Raw genomic sequence first — 10,471 nt, forward strand, 5'->3', positions numbered from 1 at the left:
ATGTTGGAATTAGGCTGGTTATCAGTTAAGTTATTTTTTCAAGGCAAGCTACTCCGTGACCCCATATATTTTATGAAGCAAACCATCATAGGTACTACTATAGGTTTGCTAGTACTAGTGTTACTTGCCCAGGCAGAAATTCCTTTTTGTTTACCAGTAACTATTTCTAGTTTAACTACAGGTCTAATCATGCCTTTCCTCCTCAAGGATTTCAAAATGAAGTGATTTGTTAGTTAATTGTCAGAGTTGTATTTCCAGTCAGAGTAGTATTAACTGATAACTGACTAATGGCAAGGCTTGAAAATAGAGATTAGGGCTAGAGAAGAAATATTTTCTATCCCTTTTTGTCTGCAAATAGCCTGTGGGTTTCTAGCTTCAAAAAGTTCTGATTCTTGAGTATAAATACTACTCTTTAGCCTCTAGCCGTCAGTCTCTACTACCTCATAATTAACCTTAGATGACCGCCAGCATTACAGATTCAACAGTAAAAGCCGCATTGGCAGCCATTGCATCGGAATCAGCAACAACTGAAGAAAAAATTCAGATGTTGATTGAATTAGCACAAGGCTTGCAGAAAAGACCCAAAACGCCTGAAGATTTGTGGAATGCTGTTGAGTTATATCAACAAGCGATTAAAATGTGCGGTGGAGATTATGCCCTATGGAAAGCCCGTTCTCAAGCAGGGATGGCTGGGGCGCTAAAGTCTATTCCTGATGAGGGGACGCAATTACTGCTACAAGCTAAAGCTGGTTATGAGGAGGCTTTACCCATTCTTCAACAGTTAGCTGTGCCGGCAGAAGTAGCAGAAGCACAGATGAATTTAGGGTTGGTGTTGCAGTCTTTAGTACCTTTTAATTTGGCGAGGATAACGGATAGCATTACTGCTTATCAGGAGGCGATGCGGGTATTTACAAGCCAGGATTATCCTCAAGAATACGCGATTTTGGCTAATAATGTAGCGATCGCTTATCTTTCTATGTCCGGTGGTGCAGAACAGCAAAATCTTTATGAAGGCTTGGCTGTACAGACATTTGAGTCGGCACTTAAGCATATTAACTTGATTGACCATCCCAGGGAATATGCGATGTTGCAGAATAATTTGGGTAATGCTTTGCAATATTTACCAAGTTCCCATCCTGTGGAAAATAATTTACGGGCGATCGCTGCTTATAATGAATCGTTAAAGGTGCGTACTTGTCAAGATACACCTGTGGAGTATGCAAACACTATTGCCAATAAAGCTAATGCTTTATTTAATTTACCTGATAACCCCGAAAAGCCAGAGTTAGGTAATTCCCAAAATCTTTTACAAGCCCGTGATTACTATCAAGAAGCTTGGGAAATATTTAGTCAATGTCAGCAAATGGAACAGGCGGAGGCGGTAGCCCAGGCTTTGCATGAGGTGGCGGCAGAAATTAGGGTGAGTATGAGTAATGAGTAATGAGTAATGAGTGATGAGTAATGAGTAATGAGTGATGAGTAATGACAACTGACAAATGACTAATTTAGAAGATTTGGTGACGGAAATTAGCCGCTATGAAGCTATTATCTCGGAATGGGATGAGAGTCAGCGCGGGGTGGTAGTTGGGTTGAAAAGGGCTATTGAGGAGTTGCATCAGGAGGCTTTGACGCGGTTGATTAAGAGTGTCAAACAGGAATGTTTGTCGGCTTTACAAAATGCGGTGCAAGATGAGGTGGTTTATGGGGTTCTACTTTATCATGGGTTGGTGAAACAGCCGCAACCGCCGCTTTTACAACGTGTGGAAGCTGCTTTGGCGGAAGTCCGTCCGGGGTTGAAAGGTCATCATGGGGATGTGGAGTTAGTGGCTATTAAACCACCGGATATGGTAGAGGTGCGGTTTATCGGGACTTGTGGTAGTTGTCCGGCTTCTACTTTGACGTTATCTCAAGGGGTGGAACAGGCTATTAAGGCGCTGTGTCCGGAAATTATGACGGTTATTGCCGTGAAGTAAACAAATTAACAAATTACTATAAGACTTTGCAACCAGAATTAACAAAAATTCCGCCAAATTTCCCCCTTTCACCTCTAGGCGCGGCAGTGATTTTAGGTGATATTCCTAACCCAGAATTATTGGCGATTCCTCTAGCGCCTACTCCTAGCACAATGTTCGGCCCCCGTGGTGCTTGTTTGGTATCGGAAACAGGGGCGTTATGGGTAGCAGATACCGGACATCATCGGTTGTTGGGTTGGCGCAATTTACCCACAAGAGATAGTCAACCGGCTGACTGGGTAATTGGACAACCAGACTTTTATCACGAGGGACAAAATGCTAAAGGTACACCAGGAAGGGCTACTGTAAGTGTACCGACGGGTATTTGTGTATGTGGTGGAGGTTTAGCGGTTGCTGATGCTTGGAATCATCGGGTTTTGATTTGGCACAAGTTACCAGAGGATAGTAATGTACCAGCAGATGTGGTGTTAGGACAAGCTAATTTTACTAATAATGAATCAAATCGAGGTAAGCAATTACCAGATGCCAATACTATGCACTGGCCTTATGGTATTTCCTATCATCAAGGGCGGCTATTTGTAGCTGACACTGGTAATCGCAGGTTGTTAATTTGGCAGCATTTACCAACGGAAAATGGTCAACCGGCTGATATAGTTTTGGGACAGCCAGATATGACTTCTCGTAATGAGAATGGCGGCGGTTCTCCCACGGCTGCGAGTATGCGCTGGTGTCATGATATTGCTTTTTGGGACGATAACTTGGTTGTCACCGATGCGGGTAATAATCGGGTGATGATTTGGCAGGGAATACCTACAGCCAATAATACCCCTTGTGCGGTGGTGTTAGGGCAGAAAAGTTTTGAGTTTGTGGAAATGAACCAAGGGGTTTATTTTCCTAGTGCAAGTAGTTTGAGTATGCCTTATGGGGTGGCGGTGGCTGGGGAATGGTTAGTGGTTGCGGATACTGCCAATTCTCGGTTGCTAGGATGGAGGAAGCCAGAGTCAATATTATTATTGCAGGGTGGGGCAGCTGATGCGATCGCTGGACAAAAGACTTTTCAAAGTAAAAGTGAAAACCGCAATTTTGGGCTACCCACACGGGATAGTTTAAATTGGTGTTATGGGGTGAAAGTTTGTGGTAATACGGCGGTAATCTCTGATTCTGGAAATAACCGAGTTTTGCTGTGGCAATTTCGGTAAGGTTTTTAAATGCAAGGGTATGCAAAGGTAAACGCACAGAGACGCAGAGTGTTTCCCAGGTTAATGTTTTACTGAGGTATGCAACGGTAGTTTATGGCGACTGAGGCAATCAGAGTTCGTGGTACTGTGCAAGGTGTGGGTTTTCGTCCTACTGTGTGTCGTCTGGCTAAAGCTTGTGGGTTGCGGGGAGATGTTTGTAATGATGGACAAGGGGTATTAATTCGTGTATCTGGTAGTGAAGCGGCTTTAACAGAATTTGTTTTCAGATTACATCAAGAATGTCCACCGTTAGCGAAAATTAATGAACTTATCAGAACACCCTATGAAGGTGAATTGAATATTGATGATTTTGTGATTTCTCATAGTGTCAGTGGTACTGTAAGGACAGAAATTGCCCCTGATGCGGCTACCTGTCTCCAATGTCAACGAGAAATTTTTGATCCTTTTAGTCGTTTTTATCGTTATCCCTTCACAAACTGCACACATTGCGGCCCCCGGTTGAGTATTATTCGTGCCATTCCTTATGACAGATGCAATACCAGTATGTCTGCGTTTGTTATGTGTCCCGAATGCGAGAAAGAATACCATGATATTGAAAACCGTCGCTTTCATGCCCAACCTGTAGCCTGTCATACCTGCGGCCCTGAAGCTTGGCTAGAACGTGCTGATGGTAAACCTGTGACTGCTTCCATGTTCTCTATGTTGGATGATGTGGATGCAGTGTGTACGTTATTACAAAAGGGTGAAATTGTCGCCATTAAGGGGATAGGTGGTATTCATCTCGCTTGTGATGCAACACAAGAGGCGGCTGTGCAGAAACTACGTCAGCGTAAAAGAAGGTATGACAAACCCTTTGCTTTAATGGCGCGAGATATTGCAGTTATTGAAGAATACTGTTTTGTTAACGTTAGGGAACGAGAGTTATTAACCAGTCCCGCCGCACCTATTGTTTTGTTGGAAACAAGGAACCAGGACGCAGGACGCAAAAGAGACAAGCTAGAAAATTATGCCCCTACTATCCTATGTATCGCCCCTTCTGTTGCACCAGGGCAAAATACACTCGGTTTTATGCTACCTTATGCGCCTTTACATCATTTGATTCTCAAGCGGATGAATCGCCCGATTGTTTTTACAAGTGGCAATCTTTCTGAGGAACCGCAGTGTATTAATAATGATGAAGCTAAAGAAAAACTAGGTCATATAGCTGATTATTTCCTTTTACATAATCGGGAGATTGTCAACCGAGTAGATGATTCAATTGTGCGGGTAGTTAACGATAAAATCCAAATCATTCGTCGTGCTAGAGGTTATGCTCCAGCACCTATTAAATTACCAGCAGGATTTGATAATATTTCCCAAGTTTTAGCAATGGGTAGTGAGTTAAAAAATACCTTTTGCTTGTTGCGAGATAATGAAGCAATTCTGTCTCAACATTTGGGTGATTTAGAAAATGTATCAGCCTTTAATACATATCAAGATACATTAAATTTATACTTGAATTTATTCGCACACCAACCTCAAGCGATCGCCATTGATTTACATCCTGAATATCTATCAAGTAAACTTGGTAAAGAATTAGCAGCAGCTAATCAAATTCCACTGCAATTGATTCAACATCATCATGCCCATATTGCTGCTTGTATGGCAGAAAATAGTGTTCCGTTAGATTCTTCACCAGTTTTAGGTATTGCTGGCGATGGGCTAGGTTATGGTACAGATGGTAAACTTTGGGGAGGAGAATTTCTTTTAGCTGATTACCGTCAATTTAAACGCCTTGCCACATTTAAACCAGTTGCCATGATTGGCGGTACACAAGCAATTCGTCAACCTTGGCGGAATACCTACGCTCACTTATTAAATGCCAATCTTTGGGATAATTGTCAACAGAAATATAGTGAATTAGAAATTATCAAATTTTTGCAACGAAAGCCGACAGATTTACTCAATCAACTGGTGGAAAAAGGTATCAATACCCCTCTGGCTTCTTCAGTAGGACGGCTATTCGATGCTGTAGCGGCGGCTATCGGGATTTGTCCAGAAGAATGTAGCTATGAAGGACAAGCCGCGATCGCACTAGAAGCCATAGCCGACATCTACACATTAAATAATCCTAAAGAAACAGCAATTTATCCTTTTCACTTTACCTTTTCCGATAATATTTATTGTATAGACTCACGTCCTATATGGCAATTATTACTTGATGACTTACAGCAGCAAACTCCTCAATCAGTTATCGCTGCCAAATTTCATTTAAGTTTAGCTAATGTCATTGTGGAGACAGTCAAGTATCTTAGTCAACAAAACTTATTTAATCAAGTCGTTCTGACAGGAGGAGTCTTTCAAAACAAGATTTTATTACAACTAGTAACTAAGCAATTGCAGAACCTAGAAATAAACGTACTCACCCACAGCTTAGTTCCTACAAACGATGGCGGTTTATCACTAGGTCAAGCAATAATTACAGCCGCAAGATTACTAAAAGAATAGATACTTAAGTAGAACAGGATAAATAATTAAAGTTTTGTAGTGTATCTTTACGGGGAAGTAAGCTACGCGCCAGCATCTGTCTAGGACACGCTACACGAACGTAGAGAGAACTTTAGTTTTCTCTACGAGACGCCCCGCGAACAAAAAAGGACTAAAATCCTTACTACGAAAAAAATATTTATTTTGAATTTTGAATTGATTCATCTCTTCACTAAGGAACAATAAAAATGTGTTTAGGAATCCCCGGACAAATTACCGAAATCACCGACATTAACCACAAACTAGCCATCGTCGATGTGGGTGGAGTAAAACGCCAAGTCAATATCGCCTGTATAGTAGACGAACAACATCCCCCTGAAGCGTGTCTAGGAGATTGGGTATTAGTTCATGTAGGCTTTGCTATGAATAGAATCAACGAACAAGAAGCAGCCGAAACCCTAAAATTATTACAAGAAATCGCCGCCCTGCAAGCATAAATATTTTCTAATAATTACGAATTAAGAACTATGAAATATGTCGATGAATTTCGGGAACCAGAAAAAGCTGAAGCCTTACGCCGTGAGATAGAAAAACTCAGCCAGCAATTAGATAAACATATCAAAATTATGGAAGTATGCGGCGGACATACTCATTCTATTTTTAAATACGGTATTGAAGAAATTTTACCAGCCAACATAGAACTAATTCATGGGCCTGGGTGTCCAGTATGTATCATGCCTAAAGGGAGATTAGATGATGCGATCGCTATCTCTCAAAATCCCAACGTCATTTTAGCAACCTTTGGCGACACCATGCGCGTCCCCGGTTCCAAAACCAGTCTGCTGCAAGCTAAAGCCACAGGCGCAGATATCCGCATGGTTTACTCTCCCCTAGATAGTCTGCAAATTGCCAAAAATCATCCAGATAAAGAAGTCGTATTTTTTGCTTTAGGCTTTGAAACCACAGCCCCCAGCACCGCCTTTACTATCCTCCAAGCTGCGGCGGAAAATATTACTAACTTTAGTATGTTTTCTAATCACGTCCTCGTGATTCCCGCCCTGCAAGCTTTATTAAATAACCCTGATTTACAACTAGATGGCTTTATCGGCCCTGGTCATGTCAGTATGGTAATTGGCACTGATCCTTATGAATTTATTGCCCAACAATATCATAAGCCAATTGTTGTTTCCGGATTTGAACCATTAGATATTCTTCAATCAATTTGGATGTTGTTACAGCAATTAGTAGAGAATCGCTGTGAAGTAGAAAATCAATATAATAGATTAGTACAAAAAGCAGGGAATCAAATAGCACTAGAAGCTATGAACAAAGTGTTTGCAGTCCGCGACACATTTGCATGGCGTGGCTTAGATGAAATTCCTGATTCTGGGTTAAAAATTCGTTCAGAATATGCCCAATTTGATGCTGAATTAAAATTTACTATTCCTAACCTCAAAGTTGCTGACCATAAAGCCTGTCAATGCGGCGAAATTCTCAAAGGAGTCCTCAAACCTTGGCAATGTAAAGTATTTGGCACAGCTTGCACTCCAGAAAGCCCAATAGGTACTTGCATGGTGTCATCAGAAGGGGCTTGTGCAGCATACTATAAATATGGCAGATTTTCGACAACTTTGCAAAAGCAAGTAGCCGAAAAGCCAAAAGTGACTATCTCTTCATAACCTCCAAAAAGCAGCAATAAACTCCACATAAAAACACTGCGAGGAAAATTTGTATGCCATTTGTCACCGTCAAAATTGCCAGAGGACACTCCATCGAAAAAAAACGGCATTTAGTAGAAGCAATTACTAATGCCTTAGTGATAGCATTAGATACTAAACCAGAATGGATAACTATTCACATTGATGAATTTGAACGAGAAAATTGGGCTGTTAATGGTATCTTACATTGTGATAGACATCGTGGTAGACACGATGAAACAGGTAGATAAAACTCCCCAATAAATAGTAGGCTGCGTTACCAATAGCGTAACGCACCTTCTACAACTTAAAAATAAAAAACTTCTTAGAGATTATTTGTAAAGTAAAAATAAAATTACTGTAGGGTGTGTTAAGCGCATATTTTGATCTGATTTATCACGAAAAATATAAGTTAAGCGCTTAACGCACCGCCACATAGCATGGTGCGTTAGGCTAAAGCCATAACACAAGAACATCTACAGATTTACTTGATAAATGGTTTCTTAATTACTAACTACGAATTATAAAAAATGGATGTTTCCGAAACTAACTCAGTACCAAATCCTCTATTGCAAAAAATTGAACAATTCCGCCGTCGTCCAGCTAAAGTAAGAGATACTCACATTACGCTGGCGCATGGTAGCGGCGGTAAAGCCATGCGCGACTTAATTGATGATATTTTTGTCAGTAATTTCGATAATCCTATTCTCTCCCAATTAGAAGACCAAGCGAGCTTCAATTTATCTAGTCTTTTACAACAGGGAGATAGGCTGGCTTTTACTACAGATTCTTATGTTGTAGACCCTTTATTTTTTCCTGGTAGCGATATAGGTGAATTAGCAATCAACGGTACAATTAATGATCTAGCTGTTAGCGGTGCTAAACCTTTATATCTTACCTGTAGTGTAATTTTAGAGGAAGGACTACCAACAGAAACTCTCCGCCGTGTCGCCACCAGTATGAAATTAGCCGCACAGAAAGCTGGAGTGCAAATTGTTACTGGTGACACCAAAGTTGTTCATCGTGGAGCGGCTGATAAACTCTTTATTAACACGGCTGGTATTGGTATTATTCCCACCGGAGTTAATATTTCTGCACACAATATTCAACCGGGAGATGCCATAATTATTAATGGTGAATTAGGTAATCATGGGGCAGCAATTTTAATTGCTCGTGGGGAATTAGCCCTAGAAACTAATATAGAAAGTGATTGTCAACCTTTACATGATTTAGTAGCAACAATCCTTAAAGTTTGTCCTCAAATTCATGCTATGCGGGATGCTACACGGGGTGGTTTAGCTACAGTTTTAAATGAATTTGCTCTAACTTCTAATGTAGGAATACGTATTAATGAAGCATCTATTCCAGTACGTGAGGAAGTCAAAGGAATTTGTGAAATTTTGGGTTTAGACCCATTATATTTAGCCAATGAAGGCAAATTAGTATTAGTAGTGAAAAGTGAGCAAGCACAAACAGTTTTATCTGCCATGAAATCTCATCCAGCAGGTAAAAGTGCGTGTATTATTGGTGAAGCTATTGCATCTCCTCCAGGGGTGGTACTTTTAAAAACTACTTTTGGTACAGAACGGATTGTTGATATGTTAGTTGGCGATCAATTACCACGAATTTGTTGATAATAAGTAGAGCGTTTCATGCACGAACTCGGAATTACTCAAAATATCGTAGCCATTGTTATTGAATATGCTCAAGGCTCAAAAGTACGCCGTGTTTTAGTAGAAATTGGCAAACTTTCAGCTATTATGCCAGATGCTGTACAATTTTGTTTTGATATTTGTACTAAAGGGACAACTTTAGAAGGTGCAACCTTAGAAATTACTGAAATTCCGGGGTTGGCAAAATGTCGCCAATGTGGTGCAGAAATTGCTTTAGAAAAACCATTTGGAATCTGTAGCTGTGGTAGTGTGCATTTAGATTTAATCACTGGGGAAGAACTCAAAATCAAAGAAATAGAAGTAGAGGAAGTATGTGTGTAACCTGCGGTTGTTCTGATGAGGCTGAAAGCACAATTACTAATTTAGAAACAAGTGAAATGGAACACAAGCAAAATCTTCATACTCACACTTTACCCGATGGTACTATCATGACTCATGCCCACCGTCATGACCATGAAACATCACAAATTCATGCCAAAATTCATAACACTACCATATCATTAGAACAAGAAATTTTAGGGAAAAATAACCTGTTGGCTGCCCAAAATAGGGGATGGTTTAAAGGTCGAAATATTCTTGCTTTAAATTTAATGAGTTCCCCTGGTGCAGGAAAAACAACTCTATTAACTCAGACCATCAACGACCTAAAGCAGCAACTACCTATAAGTGTGATTGAAGGCGACCAAGAAACAATTAATGATGCCCAAAAAATCAAAGAAACAGGCTGTAAAGTTGTCCAAATTAATACTGGTACAGGCTGTCATTTGGATGCTTCCATGATTGAAAGGGGTTTACAACAATTAAACCCACCTATCAACTCAGTTTTGATGATTGAAAATGTCGGTAATTTAGTTTGTCCAGCTTTATTTGATTTAGGCGAACAGGCAAAAGTCGTAATTCTCTCGGTGACAGAAGGAGAGGATAAACCAATTAAATATCCGCATATGTTCCGTGCTAGTGAGATTATGATTCTCACCAAAATTGATTTGTTACCTTATGTGCAGTTCGATGTGCAGCGTTGTATAGAATATGCACAGCAGGTAAATCCCAATATGCAGATTTTTCAAGTTTCTGTAACTACAGGTCTGGGGTTAGATAATTGGTATAAATGGCTGACGGAGAAAGTCGCCAATTCATTACAACCAGTTGTGGTGTAATCACCAACTTTGCGTCAACCTATAGATGTTTCTCAGCAACGATGAAATGTTCTGCTGGAAAAGCTTATGCTATATGTGTTTGAACAGGTTTTTACGCGAAATTAGGTTGACGCAAGTACACAAACTTCTTGCTGGAACTGCTTTTCACGCATTTTGTAAGATGCTACTCTTGACAAAGCGATCGCTCAAAAGCTACTTTGGCGTTGCTGAATCACAATATGAATTATGCGATCGCCATATTCTCAGGGGGGCAAAGCCTCGGCATTGGAATACAACGATGTTTAAGATAATAAACTAACAATCTAA

Annotated in this window: 12 protein-coding genes; all 12 read left to right on the forward strand. The window is 40.4% G+C overall.

Annotated elements, in window-relative coordinates:
- The 12 genes from H6G18_RS01340 to H6G18_RS01395 all read left to right on the forward strand — a co-directional run bounded on the left by H6G18_RS01340 (window position 1) and on the right by H6G18_RS01395 (window position 10,463).
- Window positions 1-225, forward strand: coding sequence for a hypothetical protein (locus tag H6G18_RS01340; RefSeq protein ID WP_190405270.1), 225 nt, complete (start codon window positions 1-3; stop codon window positions 223-225).
- 232 nt (window positions 226-457) lie between these two features.
- A complete protein-coding gene (locus tag H6G18_RS01345; RefSeq protein WP_190405271.1) occupies window positions 458-1,441 on the forward strand; it encodes a hypothetical protein in 984 nt (327 codons plus the stop codon).
- Window positions 1,442-1,496: 55 nt separating this feature from the next.
- Window positions 1,497-1,973: a NifU family protein gene (locus tag H6G18_RS01350; protein ID WP_190405272.1), complete on the forward strand. Its 477-nt coding sequence runs from the start codon at window positions 1,497-1,499 to the stop codon at window positions 1,971-1,973.
- 26 nt (window positions 1,974-1,999) lie between these two features.
- Complete coding sequence (locus H6G18_RS01355) at window positions 2,000-3,172, forward strand: hypothetical protein (RefSeq protein WP_190405293.1); 1,173 nt, start codon at window positions 2,000-2,002, stop codon at window positions 3,170-3,172.
- 93 nt (window positions 3,173-3,265) lie between these two features.
- Window positions 3,266-5,659, forward strand: a complete 2,394-nt coding sequence (hypF, locus tag H6G18_RS01360; protein WP_190405273.1) for a carbamoyltransferase HypF — start codon at window positions 3,266-3,268, stop codon at window positions 5,657-5,659.
- Between the two features lie 227 nt (window positions 5,660-5,886).
- Window positions 5,887-6,135, forward strand: coding sequence for a HypC/HybG/HupF family hydrogenase formation chaperone (locus H6G18_RS01365; RefSeq protein WP_010994870.1), 249 nt, complete (start codon window positions 5,887-5,889; stop codon window positions 6,133-6,135).
- 30 nt (window positions 6,136-6,165) lie between these two features.
- The gene (hypD, locus tag H6G18_RS01370) at window positions 6,166-7,317 is read left to right on the forward strand and encodes a hydrogenase formation protein HypD (protein ID WP_190405274.1); all 1,152 of its coding nucleotides are present in this window, start codon (window positions 6,166-6,168) and stop codon (window positions 7,315-7,317) included.
- A 53-nt stretch (window positions 7,318-7,370) separates the two neighbouring features.
- Window positions 7,371-7,586, forward strand: coding sequence for a tautomerase family protein (locus H6G18_RS01375; protein ID WP_190405275.1), 216 nt, complete (start codon window positions 7,371-7,373; stop codon window positions 7,584-7,586).
- Window positions 7,587-7,865: 279 nt separating this feature from the next.
- Entirely contained in the window at window positions 7,866-8,969 is a 1,104-nt protein-coding gene (gene hypE / locus H6G18_RS01380; protein WP_190405276.1) for a hydrogenase expression/formation protein HypE, read from the forward strand.
- An 18-nt stretch (window positions 8,970-8,987) separates the two neighbouring features.
- Window positions 8,988-9,329: a hydrogenase maturation nickel metallochaperone HypA gene (gene hypA / locus H6G18_RS01385; RefSeq protein ID WP_190405277.1), complete on the forward strand. Its 342-nt coding sequence runs from the start codon at window positions 8,988-8,990 to the stop codon at window positions 9,327-9,329.
- On the forward strand, window positions 9,320-10,165 hold the full coding sequence (hypB, locus tag H6G18_RS01390; RefSeq protein WP_190405278.1) for a hydrogenase nickel incorporation protein HypB: 846 nt from the start codon (window positions 9,320-9,322) through the stop codon (window positions 10,163-10,165). The genes hypA and hypB overlap by 10 nt, the downstream gene beginning before the upstream one ends.
- 160 nt (window positions 10,166-10,325) lie before the next feature.
- Complete coding sequence (locus H6G18_RS01395; RefSeq protein ID WP_190405279.1) at window positions 10,326-10,463, forward strand: hypothetical protein; 138 nt, start codon at window positions 10,326-10,328, stop codon at window positions 10,461-10,463.
- Window positions 10,464-10,471 lie beyond the last annotated feature (8 nt).

This window comes from Anabaena subtropica FACHB-260, from assembly GCF_014697105.1.
GTDB lineage: Bacteria > Cyanobacteriota > Cyanobacteriia > Cyanobacteriales > Nostocaceae > Trichormus > Trichormus subtropicus.

Bases quoted from the DNA above. Each gene is read 5' to 3' on its own strand.
- H6G18_RS01340 (WP_190405270.1), top strand. From the start codon at position 1: ATGTTGGAATTAGGCTGGTTATCAGTTAAGTTATTTTTTCAAGGCAAG.
- H6G18_RS01345 (WP_190405271.1), top strand. From the start codon at position 458: ATGACCGCCAGCATTACAGATTCAACAGTAAAAGCCGCATTGGCAGCC.
- H6G18_RS01350 (WP_190405272.1), top strand. From the start codon at position 1,497: ATGACTAATTTAGAAGATTTGGTGACGGAAATTAGCCGCTATGAAGCT.
- hypF (WP_190405273.1), top strand. From the start codon at position 3,266: ATGGCGACTGAGGCAATCAGAGTTCGTGGTACTGTGCAAGGTGTGGGT.
- H6G18_RS01365 (WP_010994870.1), top strand. From the start codon at position 5,887: ATGTGTTTAGGAATCCCCGGACAAATTACCGAAATCACCGACATTAAC.
- hypD (WP_190405274.1), top strand. From the start codon at position 6,166: ATGAAATATGTCGATGAATTTCGGGAACCAGAAAAAGCTGAAGCCTTA.
- H6G18_RS01375 (WP_190405275.1), top strand. From the start codon at position 7,371: ATGCCATTTGTCACCGTCAAAATTGCCAGAGGACACTCCATCGAAAAA.
- hypE (WP_190405276.1), top strand. From the start codon at position 7,866: ATGGATGTTTCCGAAACTAACTCAGTACCAAATCCTCTATTGCAAAAA.
- hypA (WP_190405277.1), top strand. From the start codon at position 8,988: ATGCACGAACTCGGAATTACTCAAAATATCGTAGCCATTGTTATTGAA.
- hypB (WP_190405278.1), top strand. From the start codon at position 9,320: ATGTGTGTAACCTGCGGTTGTTCTGATGAGGCTGAAAGCACAATTACT.
- H6G18_RS01395 (WP_190405279.1), top strand. From the start codon at position 10,326: ATGCTACTCTTGACAAAGCGATCGCTCAAAAGCTACTTTGGCGTTGCT.